Source organism: Serratia sp. G204Y, assembly GCF_051172435.1.
GTDB lineage: Bacteria > Pseudomonadota > Gammaproteobacteria > Enterobacterales > Enterobacteriaceae > Serratia > Serratia sarumanii.
Genome location: NZ_JBPIZA010000001.1, coordinates 873443 through 892819, shown reverse-complemented (window position 1 = coordinate 892819; position 19377 = coordinate 873443). Strand labels below are relative to the sequence as shown.

The following is a 19377-nucleotide window of genomic DNA, read 5'->3' as shown; positions in this document are numbered from 1 at the left end:
ATTTCACGCCTGGTTTCGTTATCCGACGTTATCGCAACACCAATATTTGCTTCACCAGTCAACGGAGTAATACATGTCCAGACGGCTCAGAAGAACCAAAATCGTTACCACCCTGGGTCCGGCTACTGACCGCGACAATAATCTGGAAAAGATCATTGCCGCCGGCGCCAACGTAGTTCGGCTTAACTTCTCCCACGGCAGCCCGGAAGATCACCAGGCTCGCGCTGACAAAGTGCGCGAAATCGCCGCAAAACTGGGACGTCACGTCGCTATACTCGGCGATCTGCAAGGGCCGAAAATCCGCGTCTCCACCTTCAAGGAAGGCAAAATCTTCCTCAACGTGGGCGATAAATTCCTGCTGGACGCCAACCTGTCAAAAGGCGAAGGCGATAAAGAAAAAGTCGGTATCGACTATAAAGGCCTGCCTGCCGACGTGGTGCCGGGCGATGTCCTGCTGCTCGACGACGGCCGCGTTCAGTTGAAAGTGCTCGAAGTTCAGGGCATGAAAGTGTTTACCGAAGTGACGGTCGGCGGCCCGCTGTCCAACAACAAGGGCATCAATAAGCTCGGCGGTGGCCTGTCGGCCGAAGCGCTGACCGAAAAAGACAAGGCGGACATCGTGACCGCCGCCAAGATTGGCGTCGACTATCTGGCGGTTTCCTTCCCGCGCACCGGTGAAGACCTGAACTATGCCCGCCGCCTGGCGCGCGACGCCGGCTGCAACGCCAAGATCGTGTCCAAGGTTGAGCGCGCCGAAGCGGTCTGCAGCGACGAAGCGATGGACGACATTATTCTGGCCTCCGACGTGGTGATGGTTGCCCGTGGCGATCTCGGCGTCGAAATCGGCGATCCGGAACTGGTCGGCATTCAGAAGAAACTGATCCGCCGCGCCCGTACCCTGAACCGCGCGGTGATCACCGCAACTCAGATGATGGAGTCGATGATCACCAACCCGATGCCGACCCGCGCCGAAGTCATGGACGTGGCCAACGCCGTGCTGGACGGCACCGACGCCGTTATGCTGTCGGCGGAAACCGCCGCCGGCCAATACCCGGCGGAAACCGTGGCGGCGATGGCGCGCGTTTGTCTGGGCGCCGAGAAGATCCCGAGCATCAATGTTTCCAAACACCGCCTGGACGTGCAGTTCGACAACATCGAAGAAGCGATTGCCATGTCTTCGATGTATGCTGCCAACCACCTGAAAGGCGTTACCGCGCTGATCGCCATGACCGAGTCCGGCCGCACCGCGCTGATGATGTCACGCATCAGCTCCGGCCTGCCGATCTTCGCCATGTCGCGTCATGAGCATACGCTGAACCTGACCGCGCTGTATCGCGGCGTGACGCCGGTGTATTTCGACAGCCACAAAGACGGCGTGATCGCCGCCAATGAAGCCGTCAATCGCCTGCGCGACAAGGGCTTCCTGGTCTCCGGCGATCTGGTGATCGTTACCCAGGGCGACGTGATGGAAACCGTCGGCACCACCAATACCAGCCGTATCCTGCGCGTCGAGTAATCCACGCCGCAGACGAAATGCCGGCCGGCTCACGTTGGCCGGCATTTTTTTTGCCCTGACACCGCCATAAAAGACGGAGAACGCCATGCTCCACCAACACACTCCCGCAGCGAGCGGTGATGAGCTCGATCTCGACGGCCACGGCCTGACGCAGCTCGACGAGTCGCCGTTAGCCGGCCACGCGCTGCGCAAGATTAGCCTGTACGACAATCAGCTGACGGCCCTCCCTGTCGCCCTCTTCCGGCACCGAAATCTGCGGGTGCTGAATATCTCCTGCAATCAGCTCGACCGCCTGCCGCCGGAGATTGGCCAGTTGCAACAGCTCGAGATGTTCGACTTTGGCCACAATCGCGCAAACGAACTCCCCGAAGAACTGGGGCAGCTGCATCGGTTGAAATACCTCTATCTGAGCGATAACGGCTTTAGCGATCTGCCGCGCTCGCTGGCGCAGCTGCAGCAGTTGGTTTACCTCAACGCGACCGACAACCATTTAACCGTTTTGCCACAGGCGATACCGAGGCTGGCGGCATTGCAGGAGCTGCGTTTATACAACAACCGCATCGGCAACCTGCCCGCCGAAATCGGGCAACTGCACGCGCTGCGCGAACTGCATATCATGAAAAATGCCCTGACCTCGCTGCCGGCGGAAATGGCTCAGCTCGGTGAGCTGGAGATACTCGACGCGGCTAACAATGCCATCGCCGAGCTGCCGCAGGCCTTCTGCCGGCTGCCGCGGCTGAGCGAGCTGAGCCTGCGTTTCAATCAGCTGACGCGTCTGCCGGATAATATCGGTGAGCTGACGGCGCTGAGAAGTCTGGATCTGCGCGCCAACCGCCTGAGTGACCTGCCGGAAAGCCTCGGCGAACTGAGCCGCCTGCGCAAGCTGGACCTGCGCTGGAATGATTTCACCCGCACGCCTAAAGTCGTCGACATCCTGCGGGCTCGCGGCTGTAGGGTGCATATATGAAGAGACGCCGGCCGGATTGCGGCCCGGCCGGCGTTAGCGGCAGAAAGGATTAACGATACAGATCGTCGCGCGAGTAAGGTTCAATCTCCCCTTCCTTGCGCGTCTTCAGCAGTTTGAGGATCCAGGTATACTGTTCCGGATTCGGGCCCACCAGATTTTCCACTTCTTCATTCATGCGGCGGGCAATGCGCGGATCGTCGGCTTCGGCCAGATCGTCCATCGGCTCGCGAATATAAATATCCAGCATGCTGGTTTTGCCGTCGTACACCGGGAACAAAGGCACGATCGCCGCGCGACACACCTTCATCAGCCGCCCCACCGCCGGCAGCGTCGCCTTATAGGTGGCGAAGAAATCGACGAACTCGCTGTGCTCGGCGCCGTGATCCTGATCGGGCAGATAGTAACCCCAATACCCCTGCCGCACCGAACTGATAAACGGTTTGATGCCGTCGTTGCGCGCGTGCATGCGGCCGCCGAATTTACGCCGCACGGCGTTCCACAGGTAGTCGATCAGCTGATTGCGCTGGTTGTGGAACATCGCCGCCATCGGTTGGCCGCGCGCGGCCATCAGCATCGCCGGCACATCCACCGCCCAGCCGTGAGGCACCAGGAAAATCACGTTGCGCCCTTCCGCCCGGATCTTGTCCAGCACCTCTTCACCGTGCCAACGCACGCGCTTGAGCACTTTCTCGGGCTTGGTGCAGGCCAGCTCAGCCATCAGCACCATCGACTGCGGCGCACAGGCGAACATCTGGTCGATAATGTGCTCGCGGTCGCTTTCCGGCAGCCCCGGCAAGCAATACAGCAGGTTGATGCGGGCACGGCGGCGCGCGCCCTTCGCCAGCTTGCCGGCCAGTTTGCCGACCGCACCCAGCACCGGATCGCGCAGGCGCGCGGGCACCAGCGAAATGCCGGCCATCAGGCCAGTTCCCAACCACACGCCCCAGTAGCGCGGATATAAAAAGGCTTTTTGAAACTGCGGGATGAACTCTACGTTCGATTTCTTCTCGTTTTGCATGCACATGCTCTTAGCTTAGCGATTCGGCTAATCATAATTGCCATCACCGATTTTGCAATTAACAACCGCGAACCGCCCAGATAAAACAGCATCGGCCCGCAATCAGGCCGATGAAATTAGCGGCGCCGAAGCGCCGGAAAAAGGGCGGGCGTTAATCCAACTGCAGTTGAGGAACCACTTCCTTCACCTGCGCCAGATAATCGCTGCGATCTTTGCCGCTCAGCCCTTCGGAACGCGGCAGCTTGGCCGTCAGCGGGTTCACCGCCTGTTGGCCGGTCCACAGTTCAAAGTGCAGGTGCGGCCCGGTGGAGCGGCCGGTGTTGCCGGAGAGCGCAATGCGATCGCCGCGTTTCACCTTCTGGCCCGGTTTCACCAGCAGCTTTTTCAGGTGCATATAACGCGTGGTGTACTGACGACCGTGGCGGATCGCCACATAGTTGCCCGCTGCGCCACTGCGTTTGGCGATCACCACTTCACCGTCGCCGACCGCCAGCACCGGCGTGCCGACCGGCATGGCAAAATCGACGCCTTTGTGCGGCGCCACGCGGCCGGTCACCGGGTTCACGCGGCGCGGGTTGAAGTTGGAGGAGATGCGGAACTGTTTCATGGTCGGGAAACGCATGAAGCCGCGCGCCAGGCCTGAGCCCTGGCGATCGTAGAATTTGCCGTCTTCGGCGCGGATCGCGTAGTAATCCTTGCCGCCGGTGCGCAAACGCACGCCCAGCAGCTGGCTTTGCGATTTCTTGCCGTCGAAATGCTCGCGCGACATCAGCACGGAGAACTGGTCGCCTTTGCGTAGCTTGCGGAAATCGAGCTGCCACTGCAGCGCCTTAATCACCGAGTTGATTTCGTTACGGCTCAGCCCGGCGTCGCCGGCGCTGCTGACAAAGCTGCCGTTGACCCGGCCGCTGATCACGTTGTTGCGCCATTCGCCCTGCTGTGCCTCTTTCGACTCTTTGAAGCTGTTGCCGACGCGGTCATAGGTGCGGGTTTCGCGGCGGGAAACTTCCCAGGTCAACTGCTGCAGATCGCCCGCATCGTTCACGGTCCACGACAGCTGTTGGCCAATCTTCAGATTACGCAGATCGCGGTTTTGCGAGGCCAGCAGCGTGACATCCGACATATCGATGCCATATTGCGTCAGAATGCTGCCGAGGGTGTCGCCGGTGGAAACCACATATTCATGCACGCCATCGTCGCCGGCGTCTTTCTGATCCAGCTCATCCTGCGGGATTTCGTCATCGGGGGTGGGTTGGTCGGCATCAATCGGCTCACTGGCTTCAGGGAGCAATGACCGCATCTGGCTGGATTCTAATTCGACGCTCTTGGCGATGGGATTGTGTTCTGGGTGGTAAACAAAAGGCCGCCAAACAGCGACGGCCAATGTGACGACTGTCAGCGACCCCAGCATGACGCGGTGGGGCCGTGGCAGGTTGTTATACGCCAGAGCGATAGTTCGGACTATCTGCTGCACTCGATATTATCCTCATAAGCTTTACTTCAGGCAGCTCACGTACTGGTTTGACAGCTGAGTCAGGAATTTCCCGTAGCTGTCCTTCCCCAGCGCGATGCCGATGCCCAGCGGGTCCAGCGTTCCGGAACGCACTTTGGTACCCTTGGCGACGGCATTGATTACGGCCGGCCTGAATTGTGGCTCAGCAAAAACGCATACCGCTTTCTGCTCAACCAACTGTGTTCGAATTTGGTGTAGGCGCTGTGCTCCAGGCTGAATTTCGGGATTGACGGTGAAATGGCCCAGCGGACTCAAACCGTAGTGTTTCTCAAAGTAGCCGTAAGCATCATGAAAAACAAAATAACCCTTACCTTGCACAGGCGTAAGCATGTTACCAACATTTTTGTCAGTTTGCGTCAGCAGATTCTCGAACTGGCGCAGGTTTGCGTCTAATTTGTCCTTATTTTGCGGCATAAGTTCCAACAATCTGTCGTGAATCGCGATCGCGGTCACTTTTGCTATCTCCGGCGACAGCCAAACGTGCATATTGTACTCGCCGTGATGATGCCCATGATCGTCATCGGCATGGTTATGCGCTTCGCCTGCATGATCATGATCGTCGTCCTCTTCGCCTTTCATCAGCAGCGGCTTCACCGCCGGCAGTTCGCTGATGGCCAGCTTTCGGGTCGCCGAGATCGGCACCAGCGCCTTGTTCAGGAACGCTTCCATGTCCGGCCCAACCCACAGCACCAGGTCCGCGGAACGCAAGCGCTGGATATCGGAAGGACGCAACGCAAAATCGTGCGGTGAAGCGCCATCCGGCAGCAACACTTCGGTCGGCGTCACGCCGTCGGCGATGGCCGAAGCGATAAAGCCCAACGGACGAATCGAGGTCACCACCGCCGCGGAAGCGCTGCTCAGCGGGCCGGCCATCAACAGTGCGCTGGCCAGCAGCGTGCGCTGCAGCCATTTATTTTTCTTTGCCATCATCAGTAATCCCATCGTTTTCATCAACAAGGCGTGATATTATAACATTCGCTTCGTTCTGCAACCTGTAATCTCGAGATGTCTACACTGATAACGCTAAAAAATATCTCCGTCGCCTTCGGCAGCCGCAAGGTGCTGTCGAACATTTCCCTCAGCCTGCAACCCGGCCGTATTCTCACGCTTCTGGGCCCGAACGGCGCAGGCAAGTCTACGTTGGTGCGCGTGGTGCTGGGATTGGTCAAACCGACCGACGGCACGCTGGAGCGTGAGCCCGATCTGCGCATCGGCTACGTGCCGCAAAAGTTGCACCTCGACGCCACCCTGCCGCTGACCGTCAGCCGCTTTATGCGCCTCAAGCCCGGCGTCAAGAAAGCCGACATTCTGCCGGCGCTCAAGCGCGTGCACGCCGCCCACCTGCTCGACCAGCCGATGCAAAAGCTCTCCGGCGGTGAAAACCAACGCGTGCTGCTGGCGCGAGCGCTGCTGAACAAACCGCAGCTGCTGGTGCTGGACGAACCCACGCAGGGAGTGGACGTCAACGGCCAGCTGGCGCTGTACGATCTGATCGATCAACTGCGTAAAGAGCTCGGCTGCGCCGTGCTGATGGTGTCGCACGATCTGCATCTGGTGATGGCGAAAACCGACGAGGTCTTGTGCCTCAATCAGCACATCTGCTGCTCAGGGGCGCCGGAAGTGGTGTCGATGCATCCCGAATTCATCGCCATGTTCGGCAACCGCGGCGCAGAGCAGCTGGCGGTATATCGCCACCATCACAATCACCGCCACGACCTGCAGGGAAGAATTGTCTTGAAGAAAACCGGGAGCCGCGAAGCATGATCGAACTGTTACTTCCCGGCTGGTTGGCCGGCGTGTTGTTGGCCGGCGCCGCCGGGCCGCTGGGCTCCTTCGTGGTCTGGCGCCGCATGTCCTACTTTGGCGATACCCTGGCGCACGCCTCGCTGCTCGGCGTCGCCTTTGGTCTGCTGCTCGACATCAATCCTTTCTATGCGGTGATCGCCATTACGCTGCTGCTGGCTCTGGCCCTGGTGTGGCTGGAACGCCGCCCGCAGCTTTCGGTGGATACCCTGCTCGGCATTCTGGCCCACAGCGCCCTGTCGCTGGGCCTGGTAGTGGTGGCGCTGATGTCCAACGTACGGGTCGATCTGATGGCCTATCTGTTCGGCGATCTGCTGTCGGTCACGCTGAGCGATATCATGATGATCGCCGGCGGCGTCGCCGTGGTGCTGTTGGTGCTGTGGTGGCAGTGGCGCGATCTGCTGTCGATGACCATCAGCCCGGAGCTGGCGCACGTCGACGGCGTCAATCTGGCGCGGGCGCGCACCGTGCTGATGCTGGTGACCGCGTTGACCATCGGCCTGGCGATGAAATTCGTCGGCGCGCTGATCATCACTTCGCTGCTGATCATTCCTGCAGCCACCGCTCGCCGCTTCGCGCGCACGCCTGAACAGATGGCCGGCGTCGCGGTACTGCTCGGCATGGTGGCCGTCACCGGCGGCCTGACTTTCTCGGCGTGTTACGATACGCCGGCCGGCCCTTCGGTAGTGCTCTGCGCCGCCGTGCTGTTCACGCTGAGCCTGTTCAAAAAACAGCAGGCTTGATTGAAGCCAGAACCAGAATATGACGAGGGCCGCAGATGCGGCCCTTTTGTATGGAGGATGGCAAACTTATGCTTCGCGTTCCAGCCCGAAATGCCGGTAGGCATGCTGGGTCGCCAAACGGCCGCGCGGCGTGCGCTGGATAAAGCCCTGCTGGATCAGGAACGGCTCGATCACGTCCTCGATGGTTTCGCGCTCTTCGCCGATCGCCGCCGCCAGGTTGTCCAGCCCGACCGGGCCGCCGGTAAACTTGTCGATAATCGCTAACAGCAGCTTGCGATCCATATAGTCGAAACCTTCGGCGTCAACGTTGAGCATATCGAGCGCCTGCGCCGCCACCGCGCCGCTGATCACGCCGTTGGCGCGCACCTCGGCAAAGTCGCGCACCCGGCGCAACAGGCGGTTGGCGATACGCGGCGTACCGCGCGCACGGCGGGCCACTTCATGGGCGCCCTCGTCGGACAGCTCCAGCCCCAGGCAGCCTGCGCTGCGCGAGACGATGTGCTGCAGATCCGCCACCTGATAAAACTCCAGCCGCTGGACAATGCCGAAGCGATCGCGCAGCGGCGAGGTCAGCGAGCCAGCGCGGGTGGTAGCGCCCACCAAGGTAAACGGCGGCAGATCGAGCTTAATCGAACGCGCCGCCGGCCCTTCGCCGATCATGATATCCAGCTGATAGTCTTCCATCGCCGGATACAGCACCTCTTCCACCACCGGAGATAAACGGTGGATTTCGTCGATGAACAACACGTCGTGCGGTTCGAGGTTGGTCAGCATCGCCGCCAAATCGCCCGCCTTCTCCAGCACCGGGCCGGAGGTGGTGCGCAGATTCACGCCCATTTCGTTGGCCACGATGTTGGCCAGGGTGGTTTTCCCCAGGCCCGGCGGGCCGAAGATCAGCAGATGGTCGAGCGCGTCGCCGCGCTGCTTGGCCGCCTGGATGAAGATCTCCATCTGCTCGCGCACGTGCGGCTGGCCAACGTATTCGGTCAACAGCTTGGGACGAATGGCGCGATCGAGGACTTCTTCCTCGTTGATCGGTTCGGCGGAGATCAGGCGATCGGCTTCAATCATTATCTACCTCTTAGCGGCCTTACAAAGCCGCGCGCAGCGCGTCGCGGATCAGGGTCTCGCAGTCGGCGCCCGGTTTGGCAATTTTGCTGATCATGCGGCTGGCTTCCTGCGGCTTATAGCCCAGTGCCACCAACGCCGAGACAGCTTCGGCTTCTGCGTCCGCTTCCGGCGCGTTGGCGGCGGCGGACGGCAGGCTGATCTCGCTGCTGCTGTTGAACAGATCGCCGTTCAGCCCTTTGAAACGGTCTTTCATCTCTACCACCAGGCGCTCGGCGGTTTTCTTGCCTACGCCCGGCAGCTTGACCAGCGCGGTGATCTCTTCTCGCTCCACCGCGCTGACAAACTGCTGCGCGGACATGCCCGACAGGATCGCCAACGCCAGTTTCGGCCCGACGCCGTTGACCTTGATCAGCTCGCGGAACAGCGCGCGTTCCTGCTTGTCGTTGAAACCATACAGCAGCTGCGCGTCTTCACGCACCACGAAGTGGGTAAACACGATGGCCTCTTGCCCCAGTTCCGGCAGCTCGTAAAAGCAGGTCATCGGCATGTGTACCTCATAGCCCACGCCGTTCGCCTCCAGTAACACCAGCGGCGGCTGCTTTTCCAGAATATTTCCTCTGAGACGACCTATCATTTACCCTCCTGCAGAATGACCGGGCATGGCGCCCTGCCATGCCGTTGCTGGTAAAGCTTATAACATAAAAAAGGCTGGATGAATATCCAGCCTGAGCAATCATCGCTTTGCGTCAGCGCAAACGCCCGCGCGCCAGGTTCAACCGCCCTTCGCTCATCCGCAGTACGTTCTGGCTGAGGTGGCAGTGGGTAATGGCGATGGCCAGGGCATCGGCGGCGTCCGCCTGCGGGTTGGCCGAAAGTTTGAGCAGCGAGCGCACCATGTGCTGTACCTGCGCCTTTTCGGCCGCGCCGGTGCCGACCACGGTCTGTTTGACCTGCCGCGCCGCATACTCGAACACTTCCAGATTCTGATTCACCGCCGCGACGATCGCGACGCCGCGCGCCTGGCCGAGCTTGAGCGCCGAGTCCGGGTTCTTGGCCATAAACACCTGTTCGACGGCGAAGAAGTCGGGCTGAAACTGGGTGATGATCTCGCTGACGCCGGCGTAAATCAGCTTCAGCCGCGTCGGCATGTCGTCCACCACCGTGCGGATGCAGCCGCTGGCAATATAGCTCAACTGACGCCCCTGCTGGCGGATAAGGCCATAGCCGGTGACGCGTGAGCCGGGATCGATACCGAGTATGATCGCCATATCTACATCCACCTTGCATGCACGGCGCCGCCGAACGGCGGCGCCCGTTTTACCGGATTACAGCGTCGCCGCCACTTCGTCGGAGATTTCACCGTTATGGTAAACTTCCTGCACGTCGTCGCAGTCTTCCAGCATGTCGATCAGGCGCAGCAGCTTAGGCGCGGTTTCCGCGTCCATGTCGGCCTTGGTCGATGGGATCATCGACACTTCCGCCGCTTCGGCTTCGAAGCCCGCCGCGGTCAGCGCGTCTTTCACCGCGCCCAGGCTTTCCCAGGCGGTGAACACATCGATGGCGCCGTCGTCATAGGTCACGATGTCTTCCGCACCGGCTTCCAGCGCCGCTTCCATCACGGTGTCTTCATCCAGGCCCGGTGCGTAGGTGATCACGCCCTTCTTGGTGAACAGGTAAGCCACGGAACCGTCGGTGCCGAGGTTGCCGCCGCATTTGGTGAAGGCGTGGCGCACTTCCGCCACGGTGCGGTTACGGTTGTCGCTCAGGCATTCGATCATCACGGCGGTGCCGCCAGGGCCGTAACCTTCATAGACGATGGTTTCCATATTGGTATCATCATCGCCGCCCACGCCGCGCGCGATTGCACGGTTCATGGTGTCGCGCGTCATGTTGTTCGACAGCGCCTTGTCCATCGCCGCGCGCAGACGCGGGTTGGAATCCGGATCGCCGCCGCCCAGCTTGGCGGCCGTGACCAGCTCACGAATAATCTTGGTGAAAATTTTACCGCGCTTGGCGTCCTGCGCCGCTTTACGGTGCTTTGTGTTGGCCCACTTACTATGACCTGCCATAAAAAATCTCCGAAAAAAACTACTGGACTGAATTGATCACGAACTCTTCAATCGCCTGCTGATTGCTCCACGACTTGGTCAACTTGACGGCCTCGGCCGCCTCAAGCCATTGGTAAGCGTGATGCTCGGTAATCACCGGATCGCGCTCCTCGGGCAACGCCAGGCAGAACCAGTGCTCTTTATTGCGCGTGGTTCCCGGCGCATAGCGATGCCGCAAATGGACAAAGAGTTCAAACTCCACGCAGCGCTGGCAATCGAACAACGGCAGATGCTCTGCTTCGATATCGATGCCGACCTCTTCCATGACTTCACGCCGCGCGGCATGCGGCGGCGACTCATCCTGTTCCAGGCTGCCGGTGACCGACTGCCAGAACTCGGTATCGTCGCGCCGCTGTAACATCAGCACCCGACCACTGGATTTCGCGTAAATCACTACCAGGATAGATTCAGGGCGCTTGTAACTCATCACTCGCTCTCTTGTTCCGCACCGGCTTTCTTTACCACGCTGATCGCCAGCTCCTGCAGCGCAGCCGGGTTGGCGAAGCTCGGCGCGTCGGTCATCAGACAGGCCGCCGCGGTGGTTTTCGGGAAGGCGATGACGTCGCGGATGTTGTCGGTGCCGGTCAACAGCATCACCAGACGATCCAGGCCGAAGGCCAGGCCGGCGTGCGGCGGCGTACCGTACTTCAGCGCGTCCAGCAGGAAGCCGAACTTCTCGCGCTGTTCGTGTTCGTTAATGCCCAGAATGCTGAACACCGTCTGCTGCATTTCGCTACGGTGGATACGCACCGAACCGCCGCCCACTTCGTAACCGTTGATCACCATGTCATAGGCGTTGGCGATGGCGTTGACCGGCGCTGCCGCCAGCTCTTCCGGGCTCATGTCGCGTGGCGAGGTGAACGGGTGGTGCATGGCCGCCAGGCCGCCCTCGTCGTCTTCTTCGAACATCGGGAAGTCAACCACCCACAGCGGTGCCCAGCTGTCGAGTTGGGTCAGCGCCAGATCGCGCCCCAGCTTCAGGCGCAGCGCGCCCATCGCATCGGTGACAATCTTGACGCTGTCGGCGCCGAAGAACAGGATATCGCCGGTCTGCGCATCGGTGCGCGCCAGGATGCCTTCCAGCACGTCTGCGCTGAGGAATTTGGCGATCGGGCTCTGCACGCCTTCCATGCCGGCGGCGCGGTCGTTGACCTTCAGCCACGCCAGGCCTTTGGCGCCGTAGATATTGACGAAAGCGCCGTACTCGTCGATCTGCTTGCGGGTCAGCTGCGCGCCGCCCGGTACGCGGATCGCCGCCACGCGGCCTTTGGCGTCGTTGGCTGGGCCGGAGAAGACTTTAAACTCGACGTCTTTGACCAGGTCGGCCACGTCCACCAGCTCCAGCGGGTTACGCAGGTCCGGCTTGTCGGAGCCAAAGCGACGCATCGCTTCGGCGAAGGTCATGACCGGGAAATCGCCCAGATCCACGCCCTTCACGTCCAGCCACAGTTCGCGCGCCAGTTTCTCCATCACTTCACGCACCTGATCGGCGGTCATGAAAGAGGTTTCGACGTCGATCTGGGTGAATTCAGGCTGACGGTCCGCACGCAGGTCTTCGTCGCGGAAGCATTTGACGATCTGGTAGTAACGATCGAAGCCGGACATCATCAGCAGCTGTTTGAACAGCTGCGGGGACTGCGGCAGCGCGTAGAATTTGCCCTTGTGTACGCGGCTCGGCACCAGGTAATCGCGGGCGCCTTCCGGCGTCGCCTTGGTCAGCATCGGCGTTTCGATATCGAGGAAGCCGTGGCTGTCCATGAAGCGGCGCACGAAGCTGGTGATTTTGGCGCGGGTCTTCAGACGCTCGGCCATTTCCGGGCGGCGCAGATCCAGGTAGCGGTATTTCAGGCGCGCTTCTTCGCTGTTGACCTGATTGGAGTCCAGCGGCAGCGGCTCGGAGCGGTTGATGATCTCCAGCGCGTGGGCGAACACTTCCACTTCGCCGGTAGCCATATCTTTATTGATCTGGCTGTCCGGACGCGCACGCACGGTGCCGACGATCTGGATGCAGAACTCATTGCGCAGGTCGTAGGCCTTATCGAACGCCACTTTCTGGTCCGGATCGAAGAACACCTGCACGATGCCTTCGCGGTCGCGCATATCAATAAAGATCAGGCCGCCGAGATCGCGACGACGATTGACCCAACCACACAGAGTGACTTCCTGGCCCACGTGGGACAGATTCAACTGCCCGCAATATTCAGTACGCATACGCTATCCTTTTACACAGCCGATGCCGCGCCGGGCTACTGCGCCCCTGTCGCGCGGCTGTTATCTGATAAATTCTACTTGTTACCCGGTTTAAAATCCGTCGCATACCAGCCGGTGCCCTTAAGCTGGAAACCGGAGGAAGAAATCAACTTGGTCAACGCGGGCTGCCCACACGCCGGGCAGTCTGCCAGCGGCGCATCGGAAAATTTTTGCAATTTCTCTAACCGATGGTTGCAAGCACCACATGCATATTCATAAATCGGCATAGGTCGTTGGATTAAAGAGTGTTGAAAAAAGGGAGTCATTATAAAGGAAATTCATCCGCCCGATAAGTGCGAACACAGCATTGTTACTGCACTAAATGGCGCGTTTTTGCTCGAATCAACACATCAGTTAACAAATTTCCCATTAACCTGCGACAGTTTTTTCACGTAGCCTGATTCTCCCCCGGTTTTGCGCCGAACGCAGCTCGCCCGGCGCGCCGAACAGTTTTTATCCACTTCGCAACGAGATGAAATCCATGCTGAAACTTGACGCCCAAACCACCGCTCTGGTGCTGATCGATTTGCAAAACGGCATTCTGCCCTACGCCGGCGGCCCGCACAGCGCCGACCAGGTGGTGGCGAACGCCGCCCTGCTGGCCGCTCGTTTTCGTCTGCTGGGCGCGCCGGTGCTGCTGGTGCGCGTCGGCTGGTCAGACTCCTTCGCCGAAGCGCTGAAACAGCCGGTGGACAAGCCGGCTCCCGCGCCCGCCGGCGGCTTGCCGGCCAGTTGGTGGGAATTCCCCGCGCCGCTGGCGGTCTGCGACAGCGATATTCTGGTCACCAAGCGCCAATGGGGCGCCTTCTACGGCACCGATCTGGATTTGCAGCTGCGCCGTCGCGGCATCAAATCCGTGGTATTGGGCGGCATATCCACCAATATCGGCGTGGAATCCACCGCCCGCGCCGCCTGGGAGCATGGCTATGAGCTGGTGATCGCCGAAGATGTCTGCAGCGCGCAGAACGCGGAAATGCACCGTTTCGCGTTCGAACACATCTTCCCGCGTTTGGCGCGGGTGCGCGACACCGGCGAAATTCTTGCCGCGCTCGAGCGGTAACGTTAAGTTGTAGCCTGATAAGCCAAGGACAAGTAAAGGAAGACGACGCCGTGATCTACATCGGACTGCCGCAATGGCAACATGCAGCCTGGAATCGCATCGGGCTGCGTGATTTGGCGGATTACAGCCGCTATTTCAACTGCGTGGAAGGCAACACTACCTTCTACGCGCTGCCGAAGCTGGAAATCGTGCAGCGCTGGCGCGACATGACCGGTGACGATTTTCGCTTCTGCTTCAAATTCCCGTCGGACATCAGCCACAAGGCCGCCCTGCGCAACTGCGCCGCCGAGCTGCAGGCGTTTTACCACTGCCTGAGCCCGGTGCATCAACGCATCGGCCAACTGTGGCTGCAGTTGCCCGCCGCCTTCGGCCCTGACGAGCTGCCGCGCATGTGGCAGTTCTTCGAAAACCTGCCGAAGGAATTCACCTACGGCGTAGAAGTGCGTCATCCGGCATTTTTCGCCAAGGGCGAGGAAGAGCGTGCGCTGAATCAGGGATTGCACCAGCGCGGCATCAATCGGGTGATCCTCGACAGCCGCCCGGTGCATCACGCCGCCCCCAACACCGCCGCCGTGCGCGATGCCCAGCAGAAAAAACCAAAGCTGCCGGTGCACGCTCTGGTCACCGCCGACCAACCGCTGGTACGCTTTATCGGCGGTGACCAATTGGCCGACAACCTGCGCTGGTTCGAGGCCTGGCAGCAAAAACTGCCGCTGTGGCAGCAACAGCATCAGCCCTATCTGTTTATTCATACGCCGGACAACGGCGATTCGCCCCAGCAGGCGCAAAAAATTTGGCAGCAGCTACGCCTGGCGATCCCCGATTTGCCTGCGCCGCCGGACTGGCCAGAACAAGATGCACTGTTTTGACCTATTAATCTGACCAATAACATCAAATATTTCCCCGCGACAGTGAATACAATGACGGCTATGATGCTGGCTGCCAGTTTTGGTTAGGGAACGGAGTTAAAAATGGTAAGCGCGCTTTATGTGGTGCTCGGCGCATTGTTGTTGATCAAACTCTCTTATGACGTAGTCAGATTAAGGATGCAGTACCGCGTAGCCTATGGCGACGGCGGTTTCTACGAATTGCAGACCGCCATCCGCGTGCATGGCAACGCCGTTGAATACATTCCGATTGCTGCCGTCTTGCTGGTGATTATGGAAATGAACGGCGCGGAAATCTGGATGATTCACCTTTGCGGCCTGATGCTGATGGCCGGGCGACTGGTGCATTACTACGGTTTACGCAACCGCGAGGTTCGCTGGCGCCGTTCGGGCATGGCCGCGACCTATATCTCTTTGTTGTTGATGGTTCTGGCAAATATCTTCTATCTGCCCTGGGATCTGATTTTCAGCCTGCACTGATCTCGTTTTATCATCAGGCGGCCGCGCCGCCTGCTTCCGCTCCGCTTTTTTGCGCTTTTCTGTTAGACTACGCAGCTTCGAATTCTGAACTGATTTGCCGCTATGCCAAACCGCGATACCCTTTTTTCCGCCCCCATCGCCAAACTGGGCGACTGGACCTTTGACGAACGCGTCGCCGAAGTGTTCCCCGACATGATCCAACGCTCCGTTCCCGGCTATTCCAACATCATCTCGATGATCGGCATGCTGGCCGAGCGCTTTGTGCAACCCGACAGCCGGGTGTATGACCTGGGCTGCTCGCTGGGTGCGGCGACGCTGTCGATGCGGCGGAATATCAAGGTGCCCGGCTGCAATATCGTCGCCGTCGACAATTCGCCGGCGATGGTGGAACGTTGCCGCCGCCATATCGACGCCTTCCGCGCCGACACGCCGGTCGATGTCATCGAAGCCGACATTCGCGACATCGAGATCGAGAACGCCTCGATGGTGGTACTGAACTTTACGCTGCAGTTCCTCGAACCGGCCGATCGCCTGCGTCTGCTGGAGAAAATCTATCGTGGCCTGCGCCCGGGCGGCGCACTGGTGCTGTCGGAGAAGTTCAGCTTTGAGGACGCTGAAGTCGGCGAGCTGCTGTTCAACATGCACCACGATTTCAAACGCGCCAACGGGTACAGCGAGCTGGAGATCAGCCAAAAACGCAGCATGCTGGAAAACGTGATGCTCACCGACTCGGTGGAAGCGCACAAGGCGCGCCTGCAACAGGCCGGGTTCGAGCATGCCGAAGTGTGGTTCCAATGCTTCAACTTCGGTTCGCTGATCGCCCTGAAAGCGGGGGATGCGCAATGATCGAGTTCGGTGATTTCTATCAACGCATCGCCAAAAGCCCCCTCAGCCATTGGCTGGACACGCTGCCTGCGCAGCTGAGCGCCTGGCAACGCGAATCGCTGCACGGCAAATTCAAACAGTGGTTCAACTCGGTCGAGCATTTGCCGACGCTGACCCCGACCCGTCTCGATCTGCTGCACGGCGTGCGCGCCGAGATGGAGCCGGGCCTGTCGCCGGGCCAGCTTGAAGGCATCGAGAAAATGCTGCGCACCCTGATGCCATGGCGTAAAGGGCCCTTCTCGCTGTATGGCATCGATATCGATACCGAATGGCATTCCGACTGGAAGTGGGATCGCGTGCTGCCGCACATTTCTCCACTGGCCGGCCGCACCATTCTCGACGTCGGCTGCGGCAGCGGTTATCACCTGTGGCGCATGATTGGCGCCGGCGCACACCTCGCCGTCGGCATCGATCCGATGCAGCTGTTCCTGTGTCAGTTCGAAGCGGTGCGCAAGCTATTAGGCGGCGATCAGCGCGCCCACCTGCTGCCGCTCGGCATCGAGCAATTGCCGGAATTGGCGGCATTCGACACCGTGTTCTCGATGGGGGTGCTGTATCACCGCCGCTCGCCGCTCGATCATCTGTATCAGCTGAAAAACCAGCTGGTGGCTGAAGGTGAACTGGTGCTGGAAACGCTGGTGGTGGAAGGCGATCGCCACCAGGTGCTGGTGCCGGGCGATCGTTATGCTCAGATGCGTAACGTGTATTTCATCCCTTCCGCCGAGGCGCTGAAATGCTGGTTGGAGAAGTGCGGCTTCGTCGACGTGAAGATCGCCGATATGTGCGTCACCAGCCTCGAAGAGCAGCGCCGCACCGGCTGGATGACCAGCGAATCACTGGCTGAATTCCTCGATCCGAACGATCGCAGCAAAACGATCGAAGGCTATCCGGCGCCTCTGCGCGCCGTGCTGACCGCCAAAAAGCCCTAGCGCTCGCTAATCGGGCCGGCCTGGGCCGGCCCGACGTTACCCGTTGTTGACATCGACAATCCGCAGCTCATACACCATGGTCGCGTTCGGCGGGATCTGCGGCGCATAGCCCGTTTCACCGTACGCCAACGCCGGCGGCACCACCATCGTCAGCGAACCATGATTTTTCAGATGGCCGATCGCCTCGCGGAACAACGGCGGATAGGCAGAGAGCGGCTGTGACATCACCTTCCCACTGCGATCCATATCCTGAATCACGCTGCCGTCGGTTAAACTTTCCTTCACCACGATGTCCACCCGCGCGTTTTCCTTAATGGCTTCATCACCCGCATAATCGATGCGATACCAGAAACCGGAAGGCGACTTCTGCGTGCCCTTTTTCTTTTTAAACTCGGTGACGAACGCCTCGCCCTTGCTGGTTTGCACCTTCGCAGCCTGGTTCCGGGCGTCGTTCACCGCTTTTTCCGACTCCGCCAGCGCACGGGTCAACTGCGCATCGCTTAGCTGGTAATGGCCGTTGAAGGTATCGATCACGCCCGCCAGCAGCACGGTTTTATCGGGATTGATGCCCCAATTTTTACGCTCCGCAAGCATCGTTTGAATATCGCGCCCCAAAGCGACACCGGCAGCATAGCTCTGTTGCGCCGGCTTTTTCTCGAGCGCCTGCGCATCCGGCAGCCATTTGGCGCGAGAGCGCAGCCCATCCAGCTCCTCACGCAATGCCTGCTGCGTTTGGTTGGCGTCCGCTAGCGCCAATGCGTTTTTTTTCGCCTGCTCCGTCGTTCTCGCCAGTTGCAGCGTTGATTTTTCGCTTTCCGCCACCGCCGTTGCCAGCCGCTGCGCCAATGCCTTCGCCTGCTCGGTTTGCGTCTTGTTTTTTTCCTGTAGCTGCGCCAGCTGTTGCTGAAGTTCGCCCGTCGCCCTGGCGGCTTCGGCCTTTTGCTGTTCCAGCGCCGTTTTCAGGCTTTTCTCTTGCCGCTCGGCCTGTTGGCGTTGTTCATCCAGCTCTTTCTGCCGCAGTGCCAGCTGCTGCTGAAGTTCTCCCGTCGCCTTGGCGGCTTCCGCCTTCTGTTGCGCCAGCTCAGCGGCGGCCGCTTGTTTGTCCTGCTCATAACGCTGGCGCGCTTTATCGTTGGCGGTCTGCGCCGCCGTCAGTTTCTCCTGCCAGGCGTTATCCGCCTGTTCAGGCAACGCCGCCAGCCGTTGTTCCAGCAAGGCGATACGCCGATCGCGCTCCTCGGTTTGTTGTTTTTCCTGCGCTAACGCTGCCTGCGCCTCGGCGATCTGCGCCTGAGCCTTGCGCTCCTGCGGCGTCAGGTTCAGCGCCCGTCGCACGCCGCTGGCGAAGTCGCTCAACGCGCTCAGATCGGGAGCAGCTGTCGGTTTATCGGCAGCCGTCAGGGACGACGCAACCCGCAACGCGGTCAGCTCCTGCTGCAGTGATTGAATAGCGGTTTGCTGTTGCTCCAATCGAGCCTCTTTCTCGCGCAGCGTCTTTTGCAACTGCGCCAGTTGCTTTCGCTGCGAGCTCGTTTCACGCGGTTGAACCGGCCGGGGCGCCGGCTTTTGGGTTTCCCGGGAGGGAGTAACCGCGGCGTCAGCTGCCGGGGCGTCCTGCCGCTGGTAGCGCTCGGCGAACTGCAGTAATGCCGGCACATCGTCATCCGCTGCGGCCATCGCTGGCGCAAACGCCAGCGGTATCATCAGGCTCAGCAACGCCTTTCTCGCACGAGGGGTCATTGGGCGCGCTCTCCGCGCTCAGCCAGGCCGGTCATCATGGCAGAACTGATGTCCGCGCACAGACGGCTGGTGCGATAACGATACAGGGCGTCGACGGTTTCCTGCGTGCCCGTGTTGACCCGCTGGCGCACCCCGGCATACTGCGCGGCGCCGCCCATCAAGGTATCGAATTCGCGTTTGAATTTTTGGTATTTTTCGTTATCCATGCCGCGCATGGCATCCAACTCGCGCTGGCACTGCTGTATACGCTCGGCTTCACGCTGCCGCTTGTCTTGTTCCGCAATGTCTTCTGCACTGGGCGGCTTACTTAATGCAGAAACAGGCCGCTTGGCGGTCTGACAGCCGCTCAGGGTCAAGGTCAGCAAAAGCGCAGCGGTCAAACAGTGTGCCGTTCGGGTCATTATCGT

General features: G+C 60.1%; 21 protein-coding genes. 9 read left to right on the top strand and 12 right to left on the bottom strand.

All coding sequences use genetic code 11. From position 1 onward, the window contains the following. The first annotated feature begins 73 nt into the window (after positions 1–73). Together pyk and ACSBQQ_RS04400 are read left to right on the top strand one after the other, a co-directional pair. Positions 74–1516, top strand: coding sequence for a pyruvate kinase (gene pyk / locus ACSBQQ_RS04405; protein ID WP_019452801.1), 1443 nt, complete (start codon positions 74–76; stop codon positions 1514–1516). A gap of 85 nt (positions 1517–1601) precedes the next feature. After that, complete coding sequence (locus ACSBQQ_RS04400) at positions 1602–2483, top strand: leucine-rich repeat domain-containing protein (protein WP_039565766.1); 882 nt, start codon at positions 1602–1604, stop codon at positions 2481–2483. A 49-nt stretch (positions 2484–2532) separates the two neighbouring features. On the opposite strand, the gene lpxM is transcribed toward ACSBQQ_RS04400, so the two are convergent. The 3 genes from lpxM to znuA form a co-directional block, all read right to left on the bottom strand. Beyond that, on the bottom strand, positions 2533–3501 hold the full coding sequence (gene lpxM / locus ACSBQQ_RS04395; RefSeq protein WP_033638507.1) for a lauroyl-Kdo(2)-lipid IV(A) myristoyltransferase: 969 nt from the start codon (positions 3499–3501) through the stop codon (positions 2533–2535). 151 nt (positions 3502–3652) lie between these two features. Further along, complete coding sequence (mepM, locus tag ACSBQQ_RS04390; RefSeq protein ID WP_033634847.1) at positions 3653–4975, bottom strand: murein DD-endopeptidase MepM; 1323 nt, start codon at positions 4973–4975, stop codon at positions 3653–3655. A 21-nt stretch (positions 4976–4996) separates the two neighbouring features. Continuing rightward, positions 4997–5941, bottom strand: a complete 945-nt coding sequence (gene znuA / locus ACSBQQ_RS04385; RefSeq protein WP_039567087.1) for a zinc ABC transporter substrate-binding protein ZnuA — start codon at positions 5939–5941, stop codon at positions 4997–4999. 78 nt (positions 5942–6019) lie between these two features. On the opposite strand from znuA, the gene znuC reads away from it, so the two are divergent. Both znuC and znuB read left to right on the top strand, forming a co-directional pair. Further along, positions 6020–6778, top strand: coding sequence for a zinc ABC transporter ATP-binding protein ZnuC (gene znuC, locus ACSBQQ_RS04380; protein WP_033647636.1), 759 nt, complete (start codon positions 6020–6022; stop codon positions 6776–6778). Beyond that, on the top strand, positions 6775–7560 hold the full coding sequence (znuB, locus tag ACSBQQ_RS04375) for a zinc ABC transporter permease subunit ZnuB (RefSeq protein WP_033647637.1): 786 nt from the start codon (positions 6775–6777) through the stop codon (positions 7558–7560). Before znuC ends, znuB begins: the two co-directional genes overlap by 4 nt. Before the next feature lie 66 nt (positions 7561–7626). Here znuB and ruvB read toward each other — a convergent pair whose 3' ends face one another. From ruvB to ACSBQQ_RS04340, 7 genes are all read right to left on the bottom strand, one after another. Further along, positions 7627–8631 carry a Holliday junction branch migration DNA helicase RuvB gene (gene ruvB, locus ACSBQQ_RS04370; protein WP_025303125.1) on the bottom strand — a complete coding sequence of 335 codons (1005 nt, stop codon included), beginning with the start codon at positions 8629–8631 and terminating at the stop codon, positions 7627–7629. Between the two features lie 19 nt (positions 8632–8650). After that, positions 8651–9265 (bottom strand): Holliday junction branch migration protein RuvA, encoded by a 615-nt coding sequence (gene ruvA / locus ACSBQQ_RS04365; RefSeq protein WP_033634852.1) that lies wholly within the window; start codon positions 9263–9265, stop codon positions 8651–8653. Between the two features lie 112 nt (positions 9266–9377). Then, a complete protein-coding gene (gene ruvC, locus ACSBQQ_RS04360; RefSeq protein WP_033634853.1) occupies positions 9378–9899 on the bottom strand; it encodes a crossover junction endodeoxyribonuclease RuvC in 522 nt (173 codons plus the stop codon). Positions 9900–9956: 57 nt separating this feature from the next. Further along, entirely contained in the window at positions 9957–10700 is a 744-nt protein-coding gene (locus tag ACSBQQ_RS04355) for a YebC/PmpR family DNA-binding transcriptional regulator (protein ID WP_043147579.1), read from the bottom strand. Positions 10701–10719: 19 nt separating this feature from the next. After that, positions 10720–11166, bottom strand: a complete 447-nt coding sequence (gene nudB, locus ACSBQQ_RS04350; protein WP_004932373.1) for a dihydroneopterin triphosphate diphosphatase — start codon at positions 11164–11166, stop codon at positions 10720–10722. Then, entirely contained in the window at positions 11166–12950 is a 1785-nt protein-coding gene (aspS, locus tag ACSBQQ_RS04345; protein ID WP_033647641.1) for an aspartate--tRNA ligase, read from the bottom strand. Before aspS ends, nudB begins: the two co-directional genes overlap by 1 nt. 74 nt (positions 12951–13024) lie before the next feature. After that, positions 13025–13216 (bottom strand): FmdB family zinc ribbon protein, encoded by a 192-nt coding sequence (locus ACSBQQ_RS04340; protein ID WP_033632845.1) that lies wholly within the window; start codon positions 13214–13216, stop codon positions 13025–13027. 254 nt (positions 13217–13470) lie between these two features. Between ACSBQQ_RS04340 and ACSBQQ_RS04335 the strand changes: the two genes are divergently transcribed. The 5 genes from ACSBQQ_RS04335 (at position 13471) to cmoB (ending at position 17230) form a co-directional block, all read left to right on the top strand. Further along, positions 13471–14049, top strand: coding sequence for a hydrolase (locus ACSBQQ_RS04335; protein WP_033648128.1), 579 nt, complete (start codon positions 13471–13473; stop codon positions 14047–14049). Positions 14050–14102: 53 nt separating this feature from the next. Then, positions 14103–14918 carry a DUF72 domain-containing protein gene (locus ACSBQQ_RS04330; protein WP_086557007.1) on the top strand — a complete coding sequence of 272 codons (816 nt, stop codon included), beginning with the start codon at positions 14103–14105 and terminating at the stop codon, positions 14916–14918. Positions 14919–15020: 102 nt separating this feature from the next. Then, positions 15021–15416 (top strand): MAPEG family protein, encoded by a 396-nt coding sequence (locus ACSBQQ_RS04325; protein WP_004932387.1) that lies wholly within the window; start codon positions 15021–15023, stop codon positions 15414–15416. 102 nt (positions 15417–15518) lie between these two features. Further along, complete coding sequence (gene cmoA / locus ACSBQQ_RS04320) at positions 15519–16262, top strand: carboxy-S-adenosyl-L-methionine synthase CmoA (RefSeq protein ID WP_033634856.1); 744 nt, start codon at positions 15519–15521, stop codon at positions 16260–16262. Further along, positions 16259–17230, top strand: coding sequence for a tRNA 5-methoxyuridine(34)/uridine 5-oxyacetic acid(34) synthase CmoB (gene cmoB / locus ACSBQQ_RS04315; protein WP_033634857.1), 972 nt, complete (start codon positions 16259–16261; stop codon positions 17228–17230). The genes cmoA and cmoB overlap by 4 nt, the downstream gene beginning before the upstream one ends. A 36-nt stretch (positions 17231–17266) precedes the next feature. Here cmoB and ACSBQQ_RS04310 read toward each other — a convergent pair whose 3' ends face one another. Both ACSBQQ_RS04310 and ACSBQQ_RS04305 read right to left on the bottom strand, forming a co-directional pair. Continuing rightward, entirely contained in the window at positions 17267–18970 is a 1704-nt protein-coding gene (locus ACSBQQ_RS04310) for an FKBP-type peptidyl-prolyl cis-trans isomerase N-terminal domain-containing protein (RefSeq protein ID WP_060427953.1), read from the bottom strand. Continuing rightward, a complete protein-coding gene (locus tag ACSBQQ_RS04305) occupies positions 18967–19371 on the bottom strand; it encodes a hypothetical protein (protein WP_033634859.1) in 405 nt (134 codons plus the stop codon). The genes ACSBQQ_RS04310 and ACSBQQ_RS04305 overlap by 4 nt, the downstream gene beginning before the upstream one ends. Positions 19372–19377: the final 6 nt, after the last annotated feature.

Coding starts and splice junctions, on each gene's coding strand:
- pyk (WP_019452801.1), top strand. CDS start 74: ATGTCCAGACGGCTCAGAAGAACCAAAATCGTTACCACCCTGGGTCCG.
- ACSBQQ_RS04400 (WP_039565766.1), top strand. CDS start 1,602: ATGCTCCACCAACACACTCCCGCAGCGAGCGGTGATGAGCTCGATCTC.
- lpxM (WP_033638507.1), bottom strand. CDS start 3,501: ATGCAAAACGAGAAGAAATCGAACGTAGAGTTCATCCCGCAGTTTCAA.
- znuA (WP_039567087.1), bottom strand. CDS start 5,941: ATGGCAAAGAAAAATAAATGGCTGCAGCGCACGCTGCTGGCCAGCGCA.
- znuC (WP_033647636.1), top strand. CDS start 6,020: ATGTCTACACTGATAACGCTAAAAAATATCTCCGTCGCCTTCGGCAGC.
- znuB (WP_033647637.1), top strand. CDS start 6,775: ATGATCGAACTGTTACTTCCCGGCTGGTTGGCCGGCGTGTTGTTGGCC.
- ruvB (WP_025303125.1), bottom strand. CDS start 8,631: ATGATTGAAGCCGATCGCCTGATCTCCGCCGAACCGATCAACGAGGAA.
- ruvA (WP_033634852.1), bottom strand. CDS start 9,265: ATGATAGGTCGTCTCAGAGGAAATATTCTGGAAAAGCAGCCGCCGCTG.
- ruvC (WP_033634853.1), bottom strand. CDS start 9,899: ATGGCGATCATACTCGGTATCGATCCCGGCTCACGCGTCACCGGCTAT.
- ACSBQQ_RS04355 (WP_043147579.1), bottom strand. CDS start 10,700: ATGGCAGGTCATAGTAAGTGGGCCAACACAAAGCACCGTAAAGCGGCG.
- nudB (WP_004932373.1), bottom strand. CDS start 11,166: ATGAGTTACAAGCGCCCTGAATCTATCCTGGTAGTGATTTACGCGAAA.
- aspS (WP_033647641.1), bottom strand. CDS start 12,950: ATGCGTACTGAATATTGCGGGCAGTTGAATCTGTCCCACGTGGGCCAG.
- ACSBQQ_RS04340 (WP_033632845.1), bottom strand. CDS start 13,216: ATGCCGATTTATGAATATGCATGTGGTGCTTGCAACCATCGGTTAGAG.
- ACSBQQ_RS04335 (WP_033648128.1), top strand. CDS start 13,471: ATGCTGAAACTTGACGCCCAAACCACCGCTCTGGTGCTGATCGATTTG.
- ACSBQQ_RS04325 (WP_004932387.1), top strand. CDS start 15,021: ATGGTAAGCGCGCTTTATGTGGTGCTCGGCGCATTGTTGTTGATCAAA.
- cmoA (WP_033634856.1), top strand. CDS start 15,519: ATGCCAAACCGCGATACCCTTTTTTCCGCCCCCATCGCCAAACTGGGC.
- cmoB (WP_033634857.1), top strand. CDS start 16,259: ATGATCGAGTTCGGTGATTTCTATCAACGCATCGCCAAAAGCCCCCTC.
- ACSBQQ_RS04310 (WP_060427953.1), bottom strand. CDS start 18,970: ATGACCCCTCGTGCGAGAAAGGCGTTGCTGAGCCTGATGATACCGCTG.
- ACSBQQ_RS04305 (WP_033634859.1), bottom strand. CDS start 19,371: ATGACCCGAACGGCACACTGTTTGACCGCTGCGCTTTTGCTGACCTTG.